General features: G+C 77.2%; 21 protein-coding genes and 1 tRNA gene. 11 read left to right on the forward strand and 11 right to left on the reverse strand.

Annotation, left to right across the window (positions count from 1 at the left end; translation table 11 throughout):
* Positions 1-74: 74 nt before the first annotated feature.
* The 4 genes from ACRYM6_RS14375 to ACRYM6_RS14390 all read right to left on the reverse strand — a co-directional run bounded on the left by ACRYM6_RS14375 (position 75) and on the right by ACRYM6_RS14390 (position 5,668).
* On the reverse strand, positions 75-887 hold the full coding sequence (locus ACRYM6_RS14375; RefSeq protein WP_432543567.1) for a sulfite exporter TauE/SafE family protein: 813 nt from the start codon (positions 885-887) through the stop codon (positions 75-77).
* Between the two features lie 98 nt (positions 888-985).
* Positions 986-2,908: a LamG-like jellyroll fold domain-containing protein gene (locus ACRYM6_RS14380; RefSeq protein ID WP_432543568.1), complete on the reverse strand. Its 1,923-nt coding sequence runs from the start codon at positions 2,906-2,908 to the stop codon at positions 986-988.
* 112 nt (positions 2,909-3,020) lie between these two features.
* Positions 3,021-4,025 carry a selenide, water dikinase SelD gene (selD, locus tag ACRYM6_RS14385; protein ID WP_432543569.1) on the reverse strand — a complete coding sequence of 335 codons (1,005 nt, stop codon included), beginning with the start codon at positions 4,023-4,025 and terminating at the stop codon, positions 3,021-3,023.
* A 5-nt stretch (positions 4,026-4,030) separates the two neighbouring features.
* The gene (locus ACRYM6_RS14390) at positions 4,031-5,668 is read right to left on the reverse strand and encodes a PTS sugar transporter (RefSeq protein ID WP_432543570.1); all 1,638 of its coding nucleotides are present in this window, start codon (positions 5,666-5,668) and stop codon (positions 4,031-4,033) included.
* An 85-nt stretch (positions 5,669-5,753) separates the two neighbouring features.
* Here ACRYM6_RS14390 and ACRYM6_RS14395 point away from each other — a divergent pair.
* From ACRYM6_RS14395 to ACRYM6_RS14410, 4 genes are all read left to right on the forward strand, one after another.
* Positions 5,754-5,849 (forward strand) — tRNA-Sec (locus tag ACRYM6_RS14395).
* Between the two features lie 26 nt (positions 5,850-5,875).
* On the forward strand, positions 5,876-7,189 hold the full coding sequence (gene selA, locus ACRYM6_RS14400; protein WP_432543571.1) for an L-seryl-tRNA(Sec) selenium transferase: 1,314 nt from the start codon (positions 5,876-5,878) through the stop codon (positions 7,187-7,189).
* Positions 7,189-8,964 carry a selenocysteine-specific translation elongation factor gene (selB, locus tag ACRYM6_RS14405; protein ID WP_432543572.1) on the forward strand — a complete coding sequence of 592 codons (1,776 nt, stop codon included), beginning with the start codon at positions 7,189-7,191 and terminating at the stop codon, positions 8,962-8,964. Before selA ends, selB begins: the two co-directional genes overlap by 1 nt.
* Positions 8,961-10,124 (forward strand): anhydro-N-acetylmuramic acid kinase, encoded by a 1,164-nt coding sequence (locus ACRYM6_RS14410; RefSeq protein WP_432543573.1) that lies wholly within the window; start codon positions 8,961-8,963, stop codon positions 10,122-10,124. The genes selB and ACRYM6_RS14410 overlap by 4 nt, the downstream gene beginning before the upstream one ends.
* On the opposite strand, the gene ACRYM6_RS14415 is transcribed toward ACRYM6_RS14410, so the two are convergent.
* The 4 genes from ACRYM6_RS14415 to ACRYM6_RS14430 form a co-directional block, all read right to left on the reverse strand.
* Positions 10,051-11,616, reverse strand: coding sequence for a GGDEF domain-containing protein (locus ACRYM6_RS14415; protein WP_432543574.1), 1,566 nt, complete (start codon positions 11,614-11,616; stop codon positions 10,051-10,053). The two genes, ACRYM6_RS14410 and ACRYM6_RS14415, sit on opposite strands and share 74 nt — an antisense overlap.
* Positions 11,610-13,979: a fibronectin type III domain-containing protein gene (locus ACRYM6_RS14420; RefSeq protein ID WP_432543575.1), complete on the reverse strand. Its 2,370-nt coding sequence runs from the start codon at positions 13,977-13,979 to the stop codon at positions 11,610-11,612. Before ACRYM6_RS14420 ends, ACRYM6_RS14415 begins: the two co-directional genes overlap by 7 nt.
* Before the next feature lie 141 nt (positions 13,980-14,120).
* Positions 14,121-14,552 carry a universal stress protein gene (locus ACRYM6_RS14425; RefSeq protein WP_432543576.1) on the reverse strand — a complete coding sequence of 144 codons (432 nt, stop codon included), beginning with the start codon at positions 14,550-14,552 and terminating at the stop codon, positions 14,121-14,123.
* A gap of 14 nt (positions 14,553-14,566) precedes the next feature.
* Entirely contained in the window at positions 14,567-16,012 is a 1,446-nt protein-coding gene (locus ACRYM6_RS14430; protein ID WP_432543577.1) for a CitMHS family transporter, read from the reverse strand.
* 151 nt (positions 16,013-16,163) lie between these two features.
* On the opposite strand from ACRYM6_RS14430, the gene ACRYM6_RS14435 reads away from it, so the two are divergent.
* The 7 genes from ACRYM6_RS14435 to ACRYM6_RS14465 all read left to right on the forward strand — a co-directional run bounded on the left by ACRYM6_RS14435 (position 16,164) and on the right by ACRYM6_RS14465 (position 22,806).
* Positions 16,164-17,843 carry a sensor histidine kinase gene (locus tag ACRYM6_RS14435; RefSeq protein WP_432543578.1) on the forward strand — a complete coding sequence of 560 codons (1,680 nt, stop codon included), beginning with the start codon at positions 16,164-16,166 and terminating at the stop codon, positions 17,841-17,843.
* Positions 17,843-18,535: a response regulator gene (locus ACRYM6_RS14440; protein ID WP_432543579.1), complete on the forward strand. Its 693-nt coding sequence runs from the start codon at positions 17,843-17,845 to the stop codon at positions 18,533-18,535. The genes ACRYM6_RS14435 and ACRYM6_RS14440 overlap by 1 nt, the downstream gene beginning before the upstream one ends.
* Before the next feature lie 137 nt (positions 18,536-18,672).
* On the forward strand, positions 18,673-20,274 hold the full coding sequence (locus tag ACRYM6_RS14445; RefSeq protein ID WP_432543580.1) for a putative bifunctional diguanylate cyclase/phosphodiesterase: 1,602 nt from the start codon (positions 18,673-18,675) through the stop codon (positions 20,272-20,274).
* Positions 20,275-20,358: 84 nt separating this feature from the next.
* Positions 20,359-20,586, forward strand: a complete 228-nt coding sequence (locus ACRYM6_RS14450; protein ID WP_432543589.1) for a FitA-like ribbon-helix-helix domain-containing protein — start codon at positions 20,359-20,361, stop codon at positions 20,584-20,586.
* Positions 20,583-21,008 (forward strand): type II toxin-antitoxin system VapC family toxin, encoded by a 426-nt coding sequence (locus ACRYM6_RS14455; protein ID WP_432543581.1) that lies wholly within the window; start codon positions 20,583-20,585, stop codon positions 21,006-21,008. The genes ACRYM6_RS14450 and ACRYM6_RS14455 overlap by 4 nt, the downstream gene beginning before the upstream one ends.
* A gap of 9 nt (positions 21,009-21,017) precedes the next feature.
* Positions 21,018-21,836 carry a TrmH family RNA methyltransferase gene (locus tag ACRYM6_RS14460; RefSeq protein WP_432543582.1) on the forward strand — a complete coding sequence of 273 codons (819 nt, stop codon included), beginning with the start codon at positions 21,018-21,020 and terminating at the stop codon, positions 21,834-21,836.
* A 10-nt stretch (positions 21,837-21,846) separates the two neighbouring features.
* Positions 21,847-22,806, forward strand: a complete 960-nt coding sequence (locus tag ACRYM6_RS14465; protein ID WP_432543583.1) for an NAD(P)H-dependent glycerol-3-phosphate dehydrogenase — start codon at positions 21,847-21,849, stop codon at positions 22,804-22,806.
* Here ACRYM6_RS14465 and ACRYM6_RS14470 read toward each other — a convergent pair.
* Genes ACRYM6_RS14470 through ACRYM6_RS14480 form a run of 3 tightly spaced genes read right to left on the reverse strand, consistent with a single transcriptional unit; the run spans position 22,765 to position 24,202 of the window.
* Complete coding sequence (locus ACRYM6_RS14470; RefSeq protein WP_432543584.1) at positions 22,765-23,145, reverse strand: SRPBCC family protein; 381 nt, start codon at positions 23,143-23,145, stop codon at positions 22,765-22,767. The genes ACRYM6_RS14465 and ACRYM6_RS14470 overlap by 42 nt on opposite strands.
* Positions 23,142-23,690 carry a YbaK/EbsC family protein gene (locus tag ACRYM6_RS14475; RefSeq protein WP_432543585.1) on the reverse strand — a complete coding sequence of 183 codons (549 nt, stop codon included), beginning with the start codon at positions 23,688-23,690 and terminating at the stop codon, positions 23,142-23,144. Before ACRYM6_RS14475 ends, ACRYM6_RS14470 begins: the two co-directional genes overlap by 4 nt.
* Entirely contained in the window at positions 23,687-24,202 is a 516-nt protein-coding gene (locus ACRYM6_RS14480) for a YbhB/YbcL family Raf kinase inhibitor-like protein (RefSeq protein WP_432543586.1), read from the reverse strand. Before ACRYM6_RS14480 ends, ACRYM6_RS14475 begins: the two co-directional genes overlap by 4 nt.
* Between the last annotated feature and the right edge of the window lie 91 nt (positions 24,203-24,293).

A 24,293-nucleotide genomic window follows, 5' to 3' on the forward strand; every position in this document is an offset into this window, starting at 1 on the left:
GGTCCGGTGGAGAGCCCTCCCCGGTCGTGCGCGCCGTCACGTCCTCGGCCCGGGCGCAGCGGGCCCCGTGCGCGTCAGGCGTCCCGGGCGAGCAGCGGGCGCAGGTTCTCCACCCACACGTCGTGCCCCACCTTGACGACGAGCGCGGTGACGACGAGGAGGAAGACGGTGCGGATGAACCGGGTGCCGCTGGAGATGGCCATCCGCGACCCCAGGTAGCTGCCGGTGGTGTTCGCCACCCCCAGGAGCAACCCCAGCCCCCACACCACCGCGCCGTGGGGGGCGAAGAACAGCAGGGCGCCGAGGTTGGTGGCGAAGTTGACGATCTTGGCCTTGGCGCTGGCCTGGAGGAAGTCGTAGCCCAGGAGGCTGACCATCGCGATGACCAGGAACGTGCCGGTTCCCGGCCCCAGCACCCCGTCGTAGACGCCGATGGCCAGGCCCACCGCGATCGCGGCGCGGTAGTGGGCGTGCCCGGAGAAGCGCAGCGCGGTGGTGGACCCCAGGGCGGGACGGAGCACGGTGATCGTCGCGACGGTGACCAGGGCGAGGACGATGACCGGTTTGAACACCGCGACCGGCAGCGCCGCGGCCAGGGACGCCCCGCCGAAGCTGCCCACCAGGGCCACGGCGGCCATGGGCAGGGCGGTCCGCAGGTCCGGGCGGGCGCGGCGGTAGTACGTGAGGGCGCTGGTGGTGGTGCCGAAGACGGAACCCAGCTTGTTCGTGGCCAGGGCCTGGACGGGGCTGAGGCCGGGCACGAGGAGGAGGGCGGGCAGTTGCAGGAGGCCCCCGCCGCCGACGACCGCGTCGACCCAGCCCGCGGCGAAGGCGGCGAGCAGCAGCAGCAGCAGGGTGGCGACGGTCAGGTCCGGGGGCAGGAGCACGGGACCATCCTGCCCGCCGGGAGCTGCGGCCCGGGCTCGGGCCCGGGGACGGCCAGGCCCGAGCCGTGACCCGGGTACCCCGGGGACGGCTGGACCGTTCAGGGACGGCCGGGGCCGGTCCCGGGGGCGCTGAGGAAGTCGGTGACGTCCAGGGCGCGCGAGGAGATCCGCACGTCGCCGATCCACCCGTAGAACCCCTGCCCGAACTGCTCGTCGGACTGGGTCGCGCCGATCGCGAACGGCTTGCCCAGCGTGGCGATGCCCCGGGCCCGCTGGGTGGGGTTGCGGGCGATCCGCGACCCGTCGACGAACACGACGGTGCGCTCGCCGTCGTTGACGACCGCCACGTGCGTCCAGCGGCCCGGGGTCAGCGCGTGCGACCACGACGTCGGGTTCACGTCGTCGGCGGAGGGGTACAGCACGAACTGCAGGAACCACTCCGAGGTGACGTTGAGGCTGCAGCTGGGTTCCTCGGTGGTGTACCCGCTGGTCTTGCCCGCGTCGCCGTTGTTGCCCTCCCAGCTGAGCACCCCCATCCACGCGTGGTCGCCGACGAACGGGTCGGGCAGCTTGAGGAACACCTCGAGGGTGAACCCGTCGAGGAACTGCTCGGAGTTCACCGGCGCGTCCGGGCCGGTCTCCAGGACCGCCCCGCCGTCGGGGTCCTTGTGCCCGTCGAAGCGGAGGCTGGCGTGCGCGGGAGCGCCGTCGTGGTGGTCGCCGGACCAGGTCAGGGTCCCGGCGCCGGCGGCGCCGATGAGGCGGGCGGTGACGTCGTTGCCGTTCCCGGTCCGGTCGCGCACCACGGTCCCCGCCCCGACGACCGCCCCCTCGACGCCGCCGATCTCGTCGAAGCGCCAGTAGGCGGCGGTGTCGGCGGTGACGACGGCCTCGGCGGGCCGGGGCCGCGGCAACGCGGGCGGGGCGAAACCGGCGAAGCGCTCGGCGGGGACGAGACCGAAGCTGAAGCGGTCGAGGTCGGTGGTTCGCTCGAGGGTCTGCTGCTGCAGCGGGGACCGCTGCTCCTCGGGCAGGGACAGCAGCCACGGGGAGATCGTCTCCACGTCGACGACACCGCGGGCCAGGTCGAAGCGGTAGAGGCGGACCGTCCCCGCGCCGCCGTAGTACTGGTCCTGGTAGTTGGTCAGGTGCGCGTGGACCTCGTGGCCGGCGTCGTTCACCAGGACGGTGCGCCCCACCGGCCAGAAGTGCCCGTTCAGGGTGAGGAAGACCTGGTCGCGGCCGCGGACGAGGTCCTGCCACAGCGTGGTCCCGTACTCCGACAGGGACGCGGCGCCCGCCTCGTCGGCGGCGACGAACTCGTGGGTGGTGAGGATCACCGGCAGCGTCGGGTGCGCGTCCAGCACGCCCGCGGCCCAGGCGGTGCCCGCGGCCGAGGCACGCCAATCCAGGGCCAGCAGCAGCCAGTCGCGCCCGCCGGCGCGGAACACGTGGAAGGTGTGGTACCCGTCGGGGGAGGCGCCGCCGAAGGTGGGCATCGCGCGGAACCGGTCGGGTCCGAAGCGTTCGAGGTAGGGCGTGGGTCCGCGCTGGTCGTCGCCGGAGACGTCGTGGTTGCCGGCCAGCACGGAGTACGGCAGGTCCTCGCGGCCACCGACCGGCAGTTCCTCGTCCCAGACCCGCGCGGCCAGGGCCACCTCGTCGTCGCTGCCGTGCTCGGTGACGTCACCGAGCTGGGCGAGGAACACGATGTTCTGCGCGGTGCGGTTCTCCCGCAGCCAGCGCAGGGTGGCGCGCACCGGGGTCGGTTCGGCGCTGTCGCCGTCGAAGAGGTACTGGGTGTCGGGCAGGACGGCGAGGGTGAACCGGGGGGAGTCGGGGTCGACGCCCCCGGAGCGGGCGGGACGGTGCCGGCCGGCGGTCGCGGCCGGTGCGGCGGCGGCCGCGGGGCCGGCGGACGCGGTCACGACGGCGGGGGCGGCCAGGCCGGTGGCCAGCAGCGACCGGCGCGAGAACGAGGACGCCGCGGGGGAGGTGGGGGCGGTGGGGTCGAGGGGCACCCCGGCATCCGATCGTCCCCGGCCGGTGCGCGGGGGGCGCCGCGGTGAACGGCGCCCGGGGAGTCGGTGAACACGACCGGCGGCCGTCCCCGGACGTCGCGCGGGTCCGCCGTCAGCGCACGACGAGGGTGACGCCCTCGCGGGCGGGCACGACCTCCCCGACGACCGGGTACCCGGGGACCTCCCCGACGACCAGCAGCCCCCCGGAGGTCTGCGCGTCGGCCAGCAGGACCAGCTCGTCCTCGCCGGCCGACCCGGCGTCCAGGAACGGGCGCACCCAGTCCAGGTTGCGGCGCGAACCGCCCGGGACGAACCCGTCGGCCAGCGACCGCCGCGCCCCCTCCACGTAGGGCACGGCCGCGGCGTCGACGACGGCGGTGACGCCGCTGGCGCGGGCGACCTCGTGCAGGTGCCCGAGCAGCCCGAACCCCGTGACGTCCGTGGCGCAGCGGGCCCCGGCGGCCAGCGCCGCGGCCGAGGCGTCCCGGTTCAGCGTCGTCATGACGTCGACCGCCTCGGCGAACACCTCCCCGGTGGCCTTGTGCCGGTTGTTCAGGACCCCCAGCCCCAGGGGTTTGGTGAGGGTGAGCGGGAGACCGGCCACGGCGGCGTCGCCCCGCAGCAGCCGGTCCGGGTCGCCGATCCCCGTCACGGCCATGCCGTACTTCGGCTCGGGGTCGTCGATGCTGTGCCCGCCGCCGAGGTGGCACCCGGCCGCGGCGGCCGCGTCGGCGCCCCCGCGCAGCACCTCCCGGGCCAGCTCGGCGGGCAGCACGTCGCGGGGCCAGCCCAGCAGGTTCACCGCGACCAGCGGCGTGCCGCCCATCGCGTACACGTCCGACAGCGCGTTCGTCGCCGCGATCCGGCCGAAGGTGTACGCGTCGTCGCAGACGGGGGTGAAGAAGTCGGCCGTCGCGATGACGGCCTGCCCGCCGGCCAGGCGCACCACGGCCGCGTCGTCGCCGACGCCGACCAGCAGGTCGTCCCCGGCGGGCGGGGTGAGGCCGGCGACCATCTCCTCCAGCTCACCGGGCGGGATCTTGCAGGCGCAGCCGCCGCCGTGGGCGTACTGCGTCAGCCGCCGGGGGGATCGCGTGGTCTGCTCCGTCGCCGTCACGGGCGTCACCGTACGGCAGCACCCTCCGGGGCCGGGTCCGGTGCGCGCCGGGAGCGGCGGTGGTGCAGGTTCACCAGCAGCGTGGCGGTGAACGCCAGGCCGCCGGAGACGAGCATCGCGACGACCATGCCGAGGGCGTCGGTGGCGATGAACGGGGCGGTGAAGACCGGCAGGTACGCCGACGCCTCGACGCCGAACGCGCCGACGACGGCGCCGCCGGCGGTGGCCGCGCCGACGGCCGCGGCGAACACCCGCCTGTCCCCGAACATGAACGGGTAGGACGCCTCGACGAAGGTGCCGAAGGAGAAGTTGACCGCCGCCCCGGACCCGGCGAGCGCCCGCTCCCCGCTCGTGCGGGGCTTCACGACGTTGGCCAGGGTGATGCCCAGGCTCACCACGACCAGGCCCACCATGTCGATGGCCCCGAAGAAGCTGTGGCCCTTCTGCCCCATCTCCAGCAGCACCAGCGGCAGGATCACCGTGTGGTAGACGCCGCCGACGATGGCGAACCAGATCGCCGCCCCGGCCAGCGCCCCGGCCAGCACCGGGGAGAACGCCAGCGCCGCCTCGATCCCGCTCTTCACGCCGTCCCCGGCCGCCGAGGTCACCGGGGCCAGCACGACGTGCACGAGCAGCCCGGGCGCCAGCCCCGCCACGGCCCCGGTGACGATGTTCGCGGTCGTGGCCGGGAACCGGTGGCGCAGCGTCCACCCGACGAGGGGGGCCGCGACCAGCCCGGCGAGGACCCCGCCCACCAGCCCGCCGAGGATGCCGCCCTCGGCGGACAGGATCCCCGCGACGGCGCCCGCGACGAGCCCCACGTCCCCCAGGCCCGACACCTTCCGGGCGGCGACGGCGGCCACGACGACCGGCAGGCCGTTCAGCAGCAGGTCGAAGACGTCGGTGAGGGCGCCCAGCCCGGGGACCTTGCTCAGGGCCAGCACGAGGGCCAGGCCCACGAAGGCCGGCAGCGAGCCGACCATGATCCCGCGGATGCTGATGCGCTTCCACGCCGGGCCGCCCGTCCCGCCGTCGTCCGACCCGCCGTCGGACCCGCCGCCCAGGGCGGGCCGGTAGCCCAGCCCCCAGTGCCGGCTCAGGCCCGCGGCGCACGCGATCGCCCGCGTCCGCGACGTCGTGCCCGTCGTCCCGGAGGCCGCGACGAGGTGCAGCCCGAGCTGCTGGGCCTGCGCGACGGACGTGCCGCCGGTGCCCGCGGCGGGCAGGTCCCGCGCGACCGCCGCGGCGACGGTGGCGGCGTTGGCGCCGCGCGGGTCGGCGCTGACCAGGACCAGCCCGTCGACCTCCCCGGCCGCCACCCGCCCGGCCAGGGCGGCGTCGGCGCGCGCGGCGACCTCGTCCACCTCCCGCAGCGGGCCCGCGGCGGTGACCGACGGCTCGCCGTCCACCAGCTCCCACAGCTGGGCGGGGGTGCCGGGGGAGACGCCGTCCATCGACGCCTGCGCGCTGACGAACTGCACCGCGACCACCTCGATCTCGGCCGCGCGCAGCTGCCGCCGCAGCTCGGCGAGGAGGGCGGCGGGGTCGTCGCCGCCGTGGCTGCGCAGGTTGCCCCCGCTGCTGCCGAGCACCGCCACGGTCCTGCTCCGGGTCCGTGCGGGGGTGGCGCTGTCCTCGCCCATCGGCGTCGTCCTCTCGTCGGCGGTCCGCCGGGGAACGTACCGGGGCGCCGCGACGGTGTGGCACGCTGGCCCCGCGTGCTGCCGGGGAGGCGTACGGGTGCCTGGTGGCCCCCGCGGTCTTCAACACCGACGTGACCGAGCACCTCGGTCAGGTGGGTTCGATTCCCATCCGCCTCCGCCACGCACCCCGGGGGTAGGTTCGGCGGCGTGCAGCCCGACCCCCGCCGGACCGTCCCCCGCACCGACGCCGTCCTCGGCGACCCGCGGCTGGCCGACGCCGTGCGCGACCGCGGCCGCGACGCCGTCAAGGAGGTCGTGCGCACCGTCCAGCAGCGCGTGCGCGCCGGTGAGGTGCCCGCCGCGGACGCCGTGGACCTCGTGCTGGCCGCGCTGCCGCCGGCCGGGACGACGCTGCGCCGGGTGCTCAACGCCACCGGGGCGGTCCTGCACACCAACCTGGGGCGGGCGCAGCTGTCCGCCGCGGCGGTCGAGGCGGTCGTCACCGCCGCCGGCGCCACCGACGTCGAGATGGACCTGGTCACCGGCCGCCGGGCCCGCCGCGGGCGCGGCACCCTCGCCGCGCTGCGGGCCGCGGTCCCCGGCGCCGGGGACGTGCACGTCGTCAACAACGGCGCCGCCGCGCTCGTGCTGGCCGCCACGGCCCTGGCCGCGGGCCGGGAGATCGTCGTCAGCCGCGGCGAGCTCGTCGAGATCGGCGACGGGTTCCGGCTGCCGGACCTGCTGGCCTCCACCGGGGCGCGGCTGCGGGAGGTCGGGACCACGAACCGGACCTCGCTCGCCGACTACCGCGACGCGGTCGGCCCCGGCACCGGGTTCGTGCTGAAGGTCCACCCGTCGAACTTCGTCGTCACCGGGTTCACCGCGGGCGTAGGACCGGGGGAGCTGCGCGGCCTCGGGGTCCCCGTGGTCGTCGACATCGGCTCCGGCCTGCTCGCCCCCGACCCGGCGCTGCCGGCCGAACCGGACGCGGCGAGCGCGCTGCGCGACGGCGCCGACCTCGTCACCGCCTCCGGCGACAAGCTCCTCGGCGGCCCGCAGGCGGGGTTGCTGCTGGGAGAGGCGGACCTGGTGGAACGGCTGCGGCGGCACCCGCTGGCGCGGGCGCTGCGGGTCGACAAGCTCACCCTCGCCGCCCTGGAGGCGACGCTGCGCTCGGCGCCCAACCCGACCCGCGACGCCGTGCACGCCGACCTCGACGCGCTGCGCCGGCGCACCGAGGCTGTGGCGGACAGGTTGCGGGACAACGGGTCCGACGTGCGGGTGGAACCTTCGGCGGCGGTCGTCGGCGGGGGCGGGGCCCCCGGGGTGGACCTGCCGTCGTGGGTGCTGTCGCTGCCGGCCGAGCTCGCCGTGCCGCTGCGCACCGGGACCCGGCCGGTGGCCGGGCGCGTCGAGGGCGGGCGGCTGCTGCTGGACCTGCGCACGGTCCCCGACGACGCCGACGCGCAGGTCGCCGTCGCCGTCGCCGACGCGGTCGCGGCCGTCGGCGGGGCCCGCTGATGCACGTCGTCGCCACCGCCGGGCACGTCGACCACGGCAAGTCGACCCTCGTGCGCGCCCTCACCGGCCGCGACCCCGACCGCTACGCCGAGGAGAAGCGGCGCGGGCTGACCCTGGACCTCGGGTTCGCGTGGACGGACCTGCCCGGGGCCGGGCCGGTCGCGTTCGTCGACGTCCCCGGGCACGAGCGGTTCGTGCCCACCATGCTCGCCGGGGTCGGGCCGGTGCCGGTGGCGGTGTTCGTCGTCGCCGCCGACGGCGGGTGGATGCCGCAGTCCGCCGAGCACCTGGCCGCCCTCGACGCCCTCGGCGTGCGGCACGGGCTGCTCGTCGTGACCCGCGCCGACCTCGCCGACCCCGCCCCCGCGCGCGAGCGCGCGCTGGCCGAGCTGCGCGCCAGCAGCCTCGGGGACGTCCCGGCCGTCGCGTGCAGCGCCGTGACCGGCGCCGGCCTGGACGAGGTGCGCCGCACCCTGGTGCAGGTCCTGGCGCGGGTCCCGGCCCCCGACCTCGCCGCGCCCGTGCGGTTCTGGGTCGACCGCAGCTTCACCGTCACCGGCGCCGGCACCGTCGTCACCGGGACGCTGTCGGCGGGGCGGGTGGCCGTGGGCGACGAGCTGCGGCTGGGGGAGCGGACCGTCCACGTCCGCGGCGTGCAGTCCCTGGAGCGCGACGTCCCCCGCGTCGAGGCCGTGGCCCGGGTGGCGCTGAACCTGCGCGGCGTGGACCGGCGCGACGTCGGGCGCGGTGACGCCCTGCTGACCCCCGGCACGCACCGCGACACCGACGTGGTGGACGTCCGGCTCGCCGCCGGACCGGACCCCGGACCGGACCCCGGACCCGTTCCCGCGCAGCTCGTCGCGCACCTGGGGTCGGCCGCCGTCCCCGCCCACGTCCGGCCGCTGGGCGGGGAGGGGCCGGACCCGCTGCTGCGCCTGCGGCTGCGCACCGCGCTGCCGCTGCGGGTGGGCGACCGGCTGCTGCTGCGCGACCCGGCCCGCCACGTCGTCCTGGGCGCGGCCACCGCCCTCGACGTGGACCCGCCCCCGCTGCGCCGGCGCGGGGCCGCGGCCGCCCGCGCCGCCGACCTCGCCGGCGCGACCGGCGTCCCGGACGCGACCGACGAGCTGCGCCGGCGGCGGCTGGTCAGCGGCCGGCACCTGCGGGCGATGGGGGTCGACCCGGCCGGCACGCCCGTCGCGGGCGACTGGTACGCCGACCCGGGGTTCTGGGCCGGGCGCGCCGAGCGGCTGCGGGCCCTGGTCGCCGGGTTCGGCGCCACCGACCCCCTGCACCCCGGGCCGACGCTGGAGCAGGCCCGGCGCGCCCTCGGGCTGCCCGCGCTGGAACTCGTCGAGGCGCTCGTCGCGCCCCCGCTGCGGGTCTCCGGCGGGCGGGTCGTGGAACGCACCGACGACCTGCCCGCCGCGGTGGAGCGCTCCGTCGCCCTCGTCCTGGCCGACCTGCGGCGCGACCCGTTCGCCGCGCCCGACACCGAGCGCCTGCGGGAACTGCGCCTGGGGCGCCCCGAGCTGGCCGCGGCGGTCCGCGCGGGCCGGCTGGAGCGCGTCGCCGAGGGCGTCGTCCTGGCCCCCGGGTACCGGGCGCTCGCGGTGCGGGCGCTGAGCGCCGTGCCGCAACCGTTCTCGATGAGCGAGGCCCGCCGCGCGCTGGGCACCTCGCGCCGGGTGGCGGTGCCGCTGCTGGAGGCCCTCGACGCCGCCGGAGCCACCGCCCGCGACGCCGACGACCGGCGCCGGCTGACGGGGCGGTGAGCGTGCGCGTCCTGGGGATGGTGTCGGGGACCTCCCACGACGGCATCGACCTGGCCGTCGTCGAGTTCACCCCCGACGGCGACGTGCTGCACGCCCGGCTCGGGGAGCACCGCACCGTCCCGTACTCCGCGGCCCTGCGCGCCGACCTCGTCGCCGCCCTGCCCCCGGGCCGGGTCGACCTGGCCCGGGTGTGCGCCCTCGACGTCCGGGTCGGGCAGGAGTTCGCCGCGGCCGCCGCGTCCGTCGCCGAGGGGTTCGACGCCGTCTGCTCGCACGGGCAGACCGTCTTCCACTGGGTGCAGGACGGGTCGGTGCGCGGGACCCTGCAGCTGGGGCAGCCGGCGTGGATCGCCGAGGCCACCGGGGTGCCGGTCGTGTCGGACCTGCGCACGGCCGACGTGGCCGCCGGCGGTCAGGGCGCACCGCTGGTGCCGCTGCTGGACCGGCTGCTGCTCGCGCCGTCCACCGACCGCGGGGAGACGGTCGCGGCCCTCAACCTCGGCGGGATCGCCAACGTGACCGTCTGCGCGCCCGGCGCCGCGCCGCGGGCCTGGGACACCGGCCCCGCCAACGCGCTCGTCGACGCCGTCGTGGCCGCCGACCCCGCCCACCCCGACGCCTTCGACCGCGACGGCCGCCTCGCCGCCGCGGGCCGGGTCGACGACGGGCTGCTGGCCCGGTTCCTCGCCGACCCCTACTACGCGCGGCCGGCGCCCAAGACCTGCGGCAAGGAGCTGTTCCACCTCGGCCACGTCACCGGCGTCCTCGCCGGGCGCCGGGTGGCGACGGCCGACCTCGTGGCCACCCTCACCGAGCTGACCGCCCGCACGGTGGCCGCGGCGCTGGCCCCGGCCGGCGTGACGCGCGTGGTCGCCTCCGGCGGCGGCGTCCGCAACCCGGTGCTGCTCGCCGCGATCGCCCGCCACCTGCCGGGCGTGGAGGTCACCCGCTCCGACGACCTCGGCTGCCCCGCCGACGACAAGGAGGCCGTGGCCTTCGCGCTGCTGGGGTGGGCGACCCTGCACGGCCTGCCCGGCAACGTGCCCAGCTGCACCGGCGCGGACGGGGAGCGGGTGCTGGGGCGGGTCACCCCGGGGCGCCGGGGGTTCCCGGCCGTCCCGCCGCTGCCGCGCCGGCCCGTGCGGCTGCACCTGGGCTGACCACGCTGCGGTCCCGGCCGGCGGCCTTCGCCGCGTAGAGCGCGCGGTCGGCCGCGGCCAGGACGTCCGCGGCGCCCGCGCCCGCGTCGGCACCGGCGATGCCGGCGCTGCACGTGACCCGCGGGTCGCTGCTCGCCGCGACGGCGGCGCGCAGCCGCTCCACCAGGACCTGCGCCTGCGCGGGCGTCGTCCGCGGCAGCAGCACCGCGAACTCCTCCCCGCCGTAGCGGGCGACGAGGTCGCCCTCGCGCACCACCGAGGCCGCCGCCGCGGCGACCGCCCGCAGCACCTCGTCGCCGGCCTGGTGCCCGTGGCGGTCGTTGACCGCCTTGAAGTGGTCGACGTCCAGCAGCGCCACCGACAGCGGCGCCGCGCCGTCGTCGGCGACCGCCCGGGCCAGGGCCTCGTCGAGGGTGCGCCGGTTCGCCACCCCGGTCAGCCCGTCCAGCGTCGCCGCCCGCCGCAGCGCCTCCAGCGCCTCCGCGCGCGACAGGGCCAGCGCCGCGTGCGACACCGCCTGCTCCAGCGCCCGCAGGGCCCGCCGCTCCAGACCCCGCGCCCGGACCGCCTGCCGCGCGTCGCCGAGATCGGCCACCAGCCAGCCGCGCCCGGCCTCCGGCGGCAGCGGGACGACGACCACCCCGCGCGCCCGCGGCCACCGGCGGGCCAGCCACGGGTCGCGGGCCGGGTCCAGCGCGTCGACCAGCACCGGCCGGGCCTCCTGCCCGGCGCGCCGCAGCACCTCGTCGACCTCCCGGGCGGGGACCAGCGCGACGTCCTCGCCCGACCGGTCCCCCTCCCCGGTCAGGACCACCAGCGCCCGCTCCGCCGGCAGCTCCTCCCGGGCGAAGCGGGCCAGCCGCGAGGCCACCCGGGCGCGGTCGCCGACCCCGACGAGGTCGGCCAGCAGCCGGTGCAGCACCTCGGCGTCGTGCCGGCGGCGGCGCAGCTCCCGCTCGTTCACGGCCGCGAAGGTCGCCGTGCCCAGGGTCGTGGCCCACAGCAGCGCCGTGAACCCCGTGAAGCCCCCCGGGAACGCCCCCGCGTCGGGGCCGCCGGCCAGGACGCCGGTGGCCTCGGCCTGCACGAGGCAGAGCACGGCCACCGTGTGGGCGCCCGCGACCTTCACCCCGGTGCGGAAGGAGGTGAGCAGCGTGGTGCCCGCCGCGTGCAGGGCGAACAGCGCCGCCGCCGGGGCCTGCACGCCCCCGAGGGCGTGGACGCCGACGACGAGCGCGACGCTGTCCAGCAGCAGACCGGCGTCCAGCCCGGCCCGGGTCGCCGACCGGCCCGCCCGGGCCAGCAGCAGGGCGCCGGTCAGCAGCAGGTGACCCGCGCCGACGGCGGCGAGCAGCCGCGCCGTGGCGGGGTCGCGGTCGCCGGACCACCACAGGACGGCCGCCGTGACGACGAGCAGCAGGCGCAGGACCGCCGTCCAGCGCACCCGGTCCGACAGCGGGACGAAGGTGGCGTCACCACCGGGGTTCACCACGTCGGCACCTCCGGGCGCTGCGGGTCGAGGGGTTCGAAGGGCACCCGGTCGTCGGGGACGACCGGGGCCAGCGCGAGCTTCGGGTCGTCGCGGTCGATGCGGCGCTGGACCAGCAGGAAGAACCCGGCCAGGGCCAGCACCGCGGAGGGGTACTCGGCGTGGCGGACGACCGCGACGCCGACCGTGGCCAGGGCGCGCACCGGGGCGGCCAGCGCCTCGGGGAGGCGGTCCAGCAGGGGGCGGGACGGTGCGGCGGGCGGAGCAGGGGCCGGGGTCGGGGCCGGGGTCGTGGGCGGCGTCGCGGGCGGGGTCGCGTCCGGGGACGGCGCCGGGGCCGCGGGCGCACCCGCCGCCGCCGGGGCGGGCTGCGGCGCCGGGGAGCTCGTGGGGGGGTTCGTGGGGGCACTCGCCGGGGGGCTCGCGGCGCGGTCCGCGGGCCGGGCCGGGGCGGTGGGGCGGGCGACCGCGGCCGCCGTCGGCCGCGCGGGGACCGCGACGGGGACCGGGCCCGTGGTGGGGGCCGGGCCCGCGACGGGGGCCGGCGCCGGGGGCGCGACGGCCGGTGGGGCCGGGGACGGCGGTGCGGACGGGGCGGGGTCCGCGGGGACGGCGGGGGGCTCCGGCGCCGGTGCGGCGACCGGTGCGCTGGGCGTGGGCGTGGGCGTGGGCGTGGGCGTGGGCGTGGGCGTGGGGACGGTGACCGGTGCGCTGGGGCTCGGGACCGGGGCGGTGACGGGCGCGGTGACGGGCTGCCTGGGCGCCGGCGGGGCCGGCACGTCCACGGCCACCGGGGAGGACGCGGCCCCGGTGCCCGCGCTCGTGCGGGCCGCGACGCGCACGGCGTACCGGTGGCCGGGGAGCAGGGGACCGAGGACCGTCGTCGTCGCGGCCACGACGGTCGTGACCGTCGTCCCGGTCGCCTCGTCGGTCACGGTGACCGCGTAGTCGACGACGTCCGCGCCCCCGTCGGACTCCGGCGCCCGCCAGGTGGCGGTGGCGGTCCGGCCGGCGAGGTCCGCGGTCACGTCCCGGGGGGCCCCGGGCGGCAGGGCGGTCCCGGTGAGGGGCACGACGCGGCGCGCGCAGGCCCGCGAGAGCCAGGCGCAGGTCTGGACGGTCGCGCTGCTCGCCCCGGCGCGCGGCGGGGTCCAGGTCAGGGTGCTGCCGGTGAGGGTGAGGCCCGCCGGGACGGCGCCGACGAGGCTCCAGGTGCGGGTGTCGGTGCCGGTGAGGTCGGCGCGGGCCGAGGCGCCCACGTCCGCGGTCAGGGCGACGGCGTCGATGGCGGGGCGCTGGGTGGGGGACCACCGCAGAACCCGCCGGTTGTACTGGTCGACGATGAGGACGCTGCCGTCGGCGGCGACGGCGACCCCGGTGGGCTCGTCGAGGGTCACCGGCAGGGCCCGGATCGAGGCGTCGGAGTCGACGACGTCGATGGTGTCGTTGCCGGCGTCGGCGACGTAGAGGTTGCCCTGCGCGTCGAGGGCGATCCGTTCGGGGTACTTCATGCCGCTGGCGGTGGCCGGGCCCTCCACGACCGGGCCGTGGCGGCCGCCGGCGACGGTGGTGGACACCCCGCCGCGGATCGAGACGACCTCGTGGCTGTTCTTGTTGCTGACCAGCAGGCTCCCGTCGGCGCGCACGACCAGCCCGCGCGGGCCGTCGAGGGGGCGGCCGCTGACGCCGATCGCGGCGTTGACGGCGGCGGTGCCCGCCACGACGCGCAGGTCCCCGCCGCGGACGGCGACGACGGCCGAGGCGTCCTCGTCGACGGCGTACACGGTCCCGTCCGGGCCGACGGCGACCTCGATCGGGTTCAGCGGCGACCGCGCGGCGGGCCCGGTGAGCGGCCCGACGAGGGCACCGCCGACCTTGCTGCTGGTGCCGTCGCCGGCGACCGTCGTGAGCTGCCCCTGGGGGGTGATCCGCACGACGCGGTGCTGGGTGCGGTCGGCGACGTAGAGGTGGTCGTCGGCGTCGACGGCCAGGCCGTAGGGCTCGCCGAGGTCGACCTGCAGGGCCGGGCCGTCCGTGCCGGTGGTGGAGCTGCGCCCGGTCCCGGCGACGACGGTCCGCTCGCCCGCCGGGTCGATCCGCAAGACGACGTGGCGGCCCCGGTCGGAGACGTAGGTGTTCCCGAGGCTGTCGACGGCGACGTCGACGATGCCGTCGAAGGCGAGCGGGTCGCCGCCGGCGAGGCCGGTGTTGTCGGCGACGACGGTCTCGGTGTAGCCCGGGACGGCCGGGCCGGCGGCGTGCGCCGCGGGCGTCAGGCCCAGCACCGCGAGGACCGCGGCGACGACGAGGACGGCCGCGGCGCGGCCGCGGGGCCGCTCCGGCCGGTGTTCCCCCCGAGACGTCACGGTGGGGTGGTCGGCCGCCCGGCGGGCCGGGTGGAGGGGGTGTCCACCACCCGGCCGAACGCGGCGCGTCCCGCGTGCGTGACGGCGGTGCCCGTCCGCTGGGCCGGACGGGTGAGCCCGGGGCGGGCCGTCCGGGGGCGGTCAGGCCCGGACGGTCACCACCGGGCAGGCGGCCTCGCCGATGACGCGCTGGGCGATGCTGCCCAGCAGGAACTTCATCGTCGCCGAGCGCTGCCGCACGGGCAGGACGACCACGTCGGCGCCGGCGCCGCTGAGGGCGATGAGCTGCTCGGCGACGTCGGGGTCCGGGTCGTGCAGCCGGGCCGGGACCCCCGCCCGGCGGGCCCCGTCCTCGACCGAGCGCCGCACCTGCTGGGAGGTGTGCACGGGGCTGGAGGGGGCGTCGGAGGTGAGCGGCACGGCGTCCAGCCGCACCCCGAGGGTCCGGGCACGTTCCACCGCCCAGGCCAGGGCCGCGGCCCCCTCGGGGCGGTCGGTCACGGCGACCACCACGCTCCCGGGGTTCACGGGGTTCTCGTCCACGGGGTTCTCGTTCCGGGGGTTCTCGTCCACGGGTTTCTCCGGTTTCAGCCGAGGGGGACGACGCCGGTGGCGACGGCCGCGGCGAGCATCACGAGGGACAGGACGACCGAGCGCCAGATGACCTTGCGGTGGTGGTCGGCGAGGTCGACCTTGGCGAGGGAGATGAGCAGCAGCATCGCCGGGACCAGCGGGGAGGTGAAGTGCACCGGCTGGCCCACGATGGAGGCCCGGGCCATCTCGACCGGGGCGATCCCGTACTCCGCGGCGGCCTGCGACAGGATCGGCAGGACCCCGAAGTAGAAGGCGTCGTTGGACAGGAAGAACGTCAGCGGCATGCTCAGCACGCCGGTGATGACGGCCAGGTGCGGGCCCCACGCGTCGGGCACCACGTCGACGAGCCAGGTCGCCATCGCGGTGTCCATGCCGGAGCTGGACAGGACGGCGGTCAGGACCGCGGCGGCGAACACCATGGAGACCACCGCGACGATGCTGGAGGAGTGCTCCTTGATCCGCTCGACCTGCTGGGCGGGGTTGGGGAAGTTCACCAGCAGCGCCAGCGCCGAGGCCACCATGAACAGGAACGGCAGCGGGACGACGTCCATCCCCAGCAGGACCAGCAGCGCGACGGTGAGGGCGGCGTTGAACCAGATCAGCCTGGGGCGCAGGGTGGGCCGGGTGGGGTCGAGGGCACCGCGGGTCATCCCGTCCTCGTCACCGGAACCACCGGAACCACTGGAACCGCCGGCGGCCGTGGCCCCGGCGGCACCCGCCGCGCCGCCGGGACCGGTGGACCGCGCGTTCCCGCCGCGACCGCCGGTCCCGGCCAGTTCCCGGTCCCGGACCCGCTCGGTGGCCAGGGCGAACTCGATCCCGCCCCGTTCCAGCCGGCGCTTCTCCGACAGGCCCAGCAGCCACGCCATGGCGATCACCGCGACCATGCCGGCGAGCATGCTCGGGACCATCGGGTTGAACAGCTCCGAGGGCGAGACGCCCAGGGCGGTCGCCGCCCGCACGGTCGGGCCGCCCCAGGGGATGATGTTCATGACCCCGGCGGCCAGGTTCGCCACGACGGTCAGCACCACGGGCGACAACCCCAGCCGCAGGTACAGCGGCAGCATGGCCGAGACGGTGATGATGAACGTCGTCGACCCGTCCCCGTCTAGGGAGACCAGGGCGGCCAGGACGGCCGAGCCCACGACGACGCGCACCGGGGAGTTCCCGCAGATGCGCAGGATGAACCGGATGAGCGGGTCGAACAGCCCGACGTCGATCATCAGCCCGAAGTAGACGATCGCGAAGAACAGCAGCGCGGCGGTGGGGGCGAACTCGCCCACCTGGTCCATGACCGCGTCGCCGACGCCGGCACCGCTGCCGGCCAGGACGGCGAACACGAGCGGGACGAGGATGAGGGCCACGACGGGGGTGAGGCGTCGGGTGAGGATGAGCGCCATGAACACGGCGACCATGCCGAAACCGAGGGCGACAAGCATCGTTGCTCCGTCTGCTGGGGTCAGGTGACGCCCGTCACGCTAGGCAGGGCGGGAGCCCGGCGCGGGGTTGCGCGCCTTGCGCTCGCCGCCGCGCGTTCCGCGTGTTGTGCACGTTGTGCTCACCGCGGCCGGGAGGGACTACGGTGCCGCGGTGGATCCCCGGACGTGGTCGTTCAGCCGTCAGGTCCTCGCCGTGCTGCTGCTCCTGGTCGCCGTGGTGCTCGCCGTCGGGTGCGGCGGGTCGCTGCTGCTGCTGCGGCAGCAGGCCGTGGAGGAGTCCCGGGCCCGCAGCCTGGACGTGGCCCGGACCGTCGCCGAGGACGACGCGGTGCGCGCCGCCGTCACCGCCGCCAGCGACGCCCCGCCGGCCGCGGCGGCCGACCTGGCCGGCGGGGTCGTGCAGGCCGAGGCCGAGGACGTCCGCCGCCGCACGGGGGCGCTGTTCGTCGTCGTCACCGACGACCGGGGGCTGCGGCTGGCCCACCCCGACCCCGCGCTGCTGGGCGCCCGGGTCAGCACCGACCCCACCCGCGCCCTGGCCGGGTTCGAGGTCGTCACCGACGAGGTCGGCACCCTGGGCGCCTCGGCCCGGGCGAAGGTCCCGGTGCGGGCCCTGGACTCCGACCGCGTCGTCGGCGAGGTCAGCGTCGGGGTGGGTGCCGGCACCGTCGCCGACCGGGCCCGGGAGGCGCTCCTGCCCGCCCTGGCCGTCGCCGGCGGCGCCCTGGTCGTGGGCCTGGGCGGCGCGGCGGTGCTGGCGCGCCGGCTGCGCCGCCTGACCCACGGCTTGGAGCCGGAGGAGATCGGCGCGCTGCTGCAGGGGCACGAGGCCGTCCTGCACGGCATCGCCGAGGGGGTCGTCTCGGTCGACCCCGGCGGGCGGCTGGTGCTGGCCAACGACGAGGCGCGGCGGCTGCTGGGCGGTGACCTGCCCGCCGGGCGCCCGCTGGCCGACCTGCCCGGGCTGCCCGACGTGGTGCGCGAGGCGGTGCGCGCCCCCGGCGCGGCGCCGCGGCTGGTCGTGGTGGGGGAGCGGGCCCTGCTGCTGTCGGCGCGGCGCGTCGAGCGGGACGGGCGGCTGCTGGGGCACGTCGTCACCGTCGCCGACCGCACCGACGTGGAGCTGCTGACCCGCCAGCTCGACGCCGTCCGCGCCGTCGGGGAGGTGCTGCGCGCCCAGCGGCACGAGTTCGCCAACCGGCTGCACCTGGTCTCGGGGCTGCTGGAGACCGGGCGCACCGAGGAGGCCGGCGGGTACGTGCGGACGCTGCTGGCGACCGGGCCGCTGGGCTCGCGCGTGGAGGGCCTGGACGCGGTGGCCGACCCGTACCTGCAGGCCTTCCTGGCCGCCAAGGCCGCCCACGCCCGCGAGCGCCGGGTGGAGCTGGTCCTGGGGGACGTCGCGGTCACCGGCCGGGTCACCGACCCCGTCGACGTCACCACCGTCCTGGGCAACCTCGTCGACAACGCGGTGACCGCGGCCACCGCCGGGGCGCGGGAGGACGGCCGCGTGGAGGTGGACCTCGTGCAGGACGGCACCGACCTCGTGCTGGCCGTCGCCGACTCCGGGCCCGGTGTGCCGCCGGAGGTCCGCGACGCCGTCTTCGAGACGGGGGTGACGACCCGCGCGCAGGGGCAGGGCATCGGCCTGGGGCTGGTGCGGCAGGTCGCGCGGGCCCGCGGGGGTGAGGCGTGGCTGGCCGACGGGCCGCCGGGGCCGCTGGGCGGGGCCGTCTTCGTGGTGCGCCTGCCCGGGGCGCTGACGCCCGCCCGCCACGCCGGGTCCACCGCCGGGTCCACCGCCGAGCCCGCGACCGGGGAGGTCCGCTGATGCCCACCGTGCTCGTCGTCGACGACGACTTCCGGGTGGCCTCGCTGCACGCCGGGTACGTGGCGGCCGTGGCCGGGTTCGAGGTCGCCGGGACCGCCGGCAGCCTGGCGCAGGCCCGCGTCGCGCTGAGCCGCGCGCGGGCCGCCGGCGCCCCGGTGGACCTGGTCCTGCTCGACGTGTACCTGCCCGACGGGTCGGGGCTGGACCTGCTGCGCGAGCTCACCGACGCCGACGCGTTCGTCCTCACCGCGGCCGGCGAGCCCGAGACGTTCCGCCGCGCGGTGCGGGCCGGGGCGGCCGGCTACCTGGTCAAGCCGTTCGGGGAGGCGTTGCTGCACAGCCGGTTGCGCTCCTACGCCCGGTTCCGGCGGGTGCTGGCGACGGCGGCCGGCCAGGGGCAGCCGCTGGACCAGGACCTCGCCGACGCCGCGCTGCGGGCCCTGCACGCCGAGGCGGGCGCGGGCCGGGCGGCCAGCGTCGCCGCCGGGGCCACCCGCGACCTGGTGCTGCGCGCGCTCACCGAGGCGGCCGAGCCGCTGTCGGCGGCGGAGGTGGCCGCGGCCACCGGCATCTCGCGGGCCACCGCGCAGCGCCACCTCGCCGCCCTCGACGGTGAGGGGCGGCTGGCGCTGCGGCTGCGCTACGGCGCCACCGGGCGCCCCGAGCAGCGGTACGCCCCGCTGGAGCGCTGACCGCGTCCCCGGCTCGGCCGATCGGGTGAGGTGCGGGCCCGCCGGTGTGTCCCGGCAGGACGCGCCCGGACGGGTGAAGTAGACAGAACGTGGTTGAACCGTGACCATGAGCAGTTATCCGAGGGGAGGAGCCCGGCATGAGCCGCTGGCCCTGGTCGGCCCGGCACCAGGCGGGCGACGACGTGCGCACGCGCGTCGTCCCGTGGGCGGTGTTCTCCCCGTTCGTGGTCGTGGGCGTCGTCGCGCTCTGGCAGGTCGCCTACTCCGACGGCCCGACCCTGGACGTGCTGATCGCCACCCTCGTCGGCGGCGTGTTCTCCTCCCTGCTCCTGCTGCTGCTGGCCCTGCAGTCCGCCGACCGGCTCGACCTGGAGGGCCGGCACCGCCAGGAGGCCCTCGACGCCGCCCTGCGCCAGGCCCTGCACGACCCCCTCACCGACCTCGGCAACCGGCAGCTGTTCACCGACCGCCTCCAGCACGCCCTGGCCCGGCGCAGCTCCAAGGCCTGCGCCGTGCTGTACCTCGACCTCGACGGGTTCAAGACCGTCAACGACACCCACGGGCACGCCGTCGGCGACGTCGTCCTCGTCGAGGTCTCCCACCGGCTGCGGGCCGCGGTCCGCCCCGAGGACACCGTCGCCCGCTTCGGCGGCGACGAGTTCGCCGTGCTGTGCGAGGACCTGACCGACGAGCTGAACGCCTCCCGCATCGCCGAGCGCGTCGTGAACTCCATCGCCGACCGGCCCATCGAGTTCGGCGAGGGCAAGAAGCTGAACATCACCCCCAGCGTCGGGATCGCCCTGGCCCACGACGAGGCCGACGCCTCCAAGCTGCTGCGCCGCGCCGACGCCGCGCTATACCGCGCCAAGGAGAGCGGCAAGGCCCGCTCGGAGCTGTTCGACGAGCGCATGCAGGCCCAGGCCGTGGACCGCCTGCAGACCGAGGACGACCTCGCCCTCGCGCTCGCCGAGGGGCAGCTGCGGCTGCACTACCAGCCGATCATCGACCTGCGCGACGGCCACGTGCAGGGCGTGGAGGCGCTGCTGCGCTGGCAGCACCCGCGCCGGGGCCTGCTGCAGCCGGCGGACTTCGTGCCGCTGGCCGAGCGCAGCGGCCTCATCGTCGACATCGGCAAGTGGGTCATCGACCAGGCCTGGCGGACGCTGGAGCACTGGTACGCCACCATCGAGGACTGCCACCTGACCATCGCCGTGAACGTCTCGCGCCGGCAGCTGGCCAACGCCGAGCTGCTGGACGCCGTCGCGGCCACCCAGCCCACCGGCCCGGCGGGCAACGCGCTGCTCGTCGAGGTCAGCGAGGAACTGCTCGTCGCCGACGCCAACGCCGGGTTCTCCACGCTGCACGCCCTGCGGATGATGGGTGTGCGGGTCGCCGTCGACGACTTCGGCGCCGGGGTCTCCTCGCTGGCCCACCTGCAGACCATGCCCATCGACCACGTCAAGGTGGACCGGCACTTCATCGCCGGGCTGGGCCGGCACCGCCAGGACGAGGCCGTCGTCGCCGGGATCATCGGCATGGCCAAGAACATGGGCGTCGGCGTCGTGGCCGAGGGCGTGGAGTCCTCCGAGCAGCTCGCCGCGCTCAAGCGCCTCGGGTGCGACTCCGCGCAGGGCTTCCTGCTGGGCCGCCCCAGCCCCGACGTCAGCGACGTCATCGACCTGCCCGCCCTGGAGACCCGCGCCCTGCCCGAGCAGCCGCGCTCCGTCGTCGTCCGCTGACCGGGGCCCGTCGCCCGAGGGGTGACGACTGGAACTCTGGTTGATATCGTTGAAGTGATATCGCTGTCGGAGGGTGTGGTCGTCGTGGAGCAGATCGTGGTGCGCAACCTCCCCGCCGGGACGAAGGGCGCGCTCAAGGCGCGAGCCCAGCGGCACGGCCGGTCCCTCGAGGCCGAGGTCCGCGAGATCCTCGCCCGGAGCATCTCGCGCGAACCGGCCACCCTCGTGGACCTGCTCACCGTGGACGAGGGGGCCGACGTCGAGTTCGAGCCCGAGCGACTGGGACTCCGCCCGCGGACGCCCGAGCTGTGAAGTACGTGCTGGACACGAACGTGGTCTCCGCGCTGCGCGTCCGCGGGCGCAACCCCGCGGTCGAGGACTGGTCCCGGTCGATCGCCCTGGGCGACCAGTACGTCGCCGCCACCACCGTCGCCGAGATCGAACGGGGCGTCGTGGCGAAGGAGCGGTCCGACGCCGCGCAGGGCGAGGTCCTGCGCCGCTGGTTCGAGCAGCACGTCCTGCCCGCGTTCGACGACCGCGTCCTCCCGTTCGACCTGGCCGCCGCCCGGCTCCTGGCCGGGTACCGCGTCCCCGAGCACGCCCCCTTCGACGACGCGCTGATCGCCGCCGTCGCCCAGGCCCGCGGCATGACGGTGGTGACCCGGAACACGAGGCACTTCGCGCCCTTGGGCGTCGCCTGCCTGGACCCGTGGGCGCAGGACCCGCTCGGGTAGCCTCCCCCGGTGCCGCGGATCGACCTCGACGACCTCACCGACCCGCAGCACGCGGGTCACCTGCGCGACTACACCTCCCTGCGGGACGTGCAGCTGCGCACCCGCCGCGAACCGGCCGAGGGGCTGTTCCTGGCCGAGAGCGTCGAGGTGATCCGGCGCGCGCTGGAACAGGGGTACGCCCCGCGCTCGTTCCTGGTCTCGGCGCACCGCTACGGCGAGCTCGCCGACGTCCTGCCCGCCGACGTCCCCGCCTTCGTGGCCCCGGCCGCGGTCGTCGAGGCGCTCACCGGGGTCGACCTGCACCGCGGGGCGCTGGGCTCCTTCGCCCGCCCCGCACCCCGCAGCATCGCGGACCTGCTCGCCGCGCTGCCCCCCGGCCCGGCCCGCCTCGTGGTGCTCGAGGACATCGCCGACGCCACGAACGTCGGCGCGATCGTGCGCTCGGTCGCCGCGTTCGGCGTCGACGGCGTCGTCGTCAGCCCCCGCTGCGCCGACCCGCTGTACCGGCGCAGCGTGCGGGTCTCCATGGGCACCGTCCTGCACCTGCCGTGGGCGCGGGCCACGTCCTGGCCCGCCGACCTGGACCTGCTGCGCGCCGCGGGGTTCACCGTCGCCGCGCTGGCGCTGTCGGACGACTCCGTGGCCCTGGGGGAGTTCGCCGCCCCCGACCGGCTGGCGTTCCTGCTGGGCACCGAGGGCGACGGGCTCAGCCGCAAGGCCCTGACCGCCGCCGACGTCGTCGTGCGCATCCCGATGGACCCCCGCGTCGACAGCCTCAACGTCGCCGCCGCCAGCGCCGTGGCGCTGTGGCAGACCCGGCGGGCGTAACGTGGCCGACGTGCACGTCGCGGTCCTCGGTTCCGGTGCGTGGGGAACGGCCGTCGCCGGTGTCCTCGCCGTCAACGCCACCAGCGTCGGGCTGTGGTGCCGGCGCCCCGAGCTGGCCGAGGAGATCCGCGCCACGGGCCGCAACCCCGCCTACCTGCCCGGGGTGCGGCTGCCCGCCCACGTCGCGGCCAGTTCCGACGTGCACGCCGTGGTGGACGGCGCGTCCCTCGTGGTGCTCGCGGTCCCGTTGCAGCAGTTGCGGTCCCGGCTCACCGGGTGGAGCGCGGACCTGCCGCCGGTGCCGGTGGTGAACCTCGCCAAGGGCGTCGAGGCCACCACCGGGGAGTTCGGCACCGAGATCGCCCGCGACGTCCTGCCGCACGAGCACGTGCTGGTCCTGTCCGGCCCGAACCTCGCCGCCGAGATCGCCCGCGGCCAGCCCGCCGCCACCGTGATCGCCGGCACCGACCCCGCCGTCGCCCAGCGCGCCTGCGACGCGTTCACCACCCCGGCCTTCCACGCCCACCCCGTCACCGACGTCGTCGGCGTCGACGTCGCGGGCGCGTTCAAGAACGTCGTGGCGCTCGCCGTCGGGATGGTCGAGGGCGCCGGGCTCGGCGCGAACGCCCGCGCGGCCGTCCTGACCCTCGGGCTGAGCGAGATGGCGGCCCTCGGCGCGCGGCTCGGCGCGCGGACCGAGACGTTCCTCGGGCTGGCCGGGGCGGGGGACCTGGTCGCCACCAGCACCTCCACCCTCTCGCGCAACCACCGCGTCGGGGTGGCGCTGGGGGAGCGGCTGCCGCTGGAGGCCGCGGTGGCGCGCGCCGGCGGGACCGCCGAGGGCGTCGCCACCGCGCCCGCGCTGCTGCGCCGCGACCCCGACCTGCCGTTCGTGCGCGACGTCGTCGCCGTGCTGCGGGGGGAACGCTCACCGGTCGAGGCGGTGTCCCGGCTCCTGTCGGCGGCCTGAGACCAGGCGGCGCAGCGCGACCCGCGCCACCGGCAGGTACGGCAGCAGCAGCGGCGGGGCGTGGAACGTCGTGACCGACCCGCCCGGCACCGCGCGCACCCCGTGCCGCATCCCGATCCCCGCGACCCGCCACGTCCACGTCATCGCGTCCTCGTCCACGGCCGTCACGGTGAACGGCAGCCGCACCGGCCCGCAGCGGACGTGCCCGGTGACCCCGGCCGCGAGGCGCTCGCGGTCGGCCTCGACGCCCGTCATGTGCGGGGCCCACGACGGCCAGCGGCCGATGACGGCGTAGTCGGCCCACACGTCCGCGGCCGGTCGCGGGCCCCGGACGATCACGGTGCCGTCGTCGGGGCGGGCAGGTGCAGGTCGACGACCTCCGCACCGGGCAGGGCCGCCACGTCGGCGCCGCGCACGACGAGCTTGGACCGGCGCAGGCCCGACCCGATGAGCACCCAGTCGGCCCGCGCGACGCGGGTGTCGACCAGCAGCCGCCAGGACGCGGGCAGCCCCACGGGCGTGATGCCGCCGAACTCCATGCCCGACTCGGCCACCGCCCGCTCCACCGGCAGGAACGACGCCTTGCGGACCCCCAGCGCCCGGCGCACCGCGCCGTTGACGTCGGCGCGGGTGTCGGCGAGCACCACGCACGCCGCGACGCGCTCCTCGCCGTCGCGCCGGCCGGCGACCAGGACGCAGTTCGCCGAGGCGTCCAGCGGGGCGCCGGTGGCCTCGACCAGCGCCTGGGTGTCGGCCAGGTCCGGGTCGATCGCGGCGACCCACGCGCCGGCGGGCAGCGCCGCGCGGACGGGGTCGGGCAGCAGGTCGGGGTGCTCGGCCGCGGGCAGCAGCTCGAGGTTCCCCGCCGCGGCCTGCGGGTTCACCGGGAGTAGACGGGGCTGAGGGTGGCCCGCGCCAGGACGTGCCCCAGCGACGTGAACGCCGCCACGGTCGGGGTCGCGTCCGCGGGCAGGCCCAGGCTCTCGACGTCGAGGGCGTGGACGGCGAAGACGTACCGGTGCGGGTGGTCACCGGGCGGCGGGGCCGCGCCGGTGAAGTCGGCGGTGCCGAGGTCGTTGCGCAGCACCGTCGCGCCGGCCGGGGCCGGCTGCGACCCGGCGCCGGTGGGCAGGCTCGTCACGGTCGCCGGCACGTCCACGAGGGTCCAGTGCCAGAACCCGGCCGGGGTCGGGGCGTCGGGGTCGAAGCAGTTGACCAGGAAGCTCTTCGTGCCCTCCGGGAAGCCGTCCCAGGACAGCTGGGGGGAGACGTTCCCGGACGCGTGCTGCTCGGCCATCGGCTCGCCCGACGTCACGTCGGTGGAGTGCAGCGCGAAGGCCGGGACGGTCGGCAGCAGGGAGTACGGCTCGGGGGCCAGGGGGCGTTCGAGGTTCATGGACCGAACCTAACGAACGGGGACCGGGCCGGCCCGCGGGGGCGGGCCGGGGCCACGTTTGAGCGGGGCGGGGGGGTCAGGCGGGCGTCGC

It is taken from the genome of Kineococcus rugosus, assembly GCF_050871975.1.
Taxonomy (GTDB): Bacteria; Actinomycetota; Actinomycetes; order Actinomycetales; family Kineococcaceae; genus Kineococcus.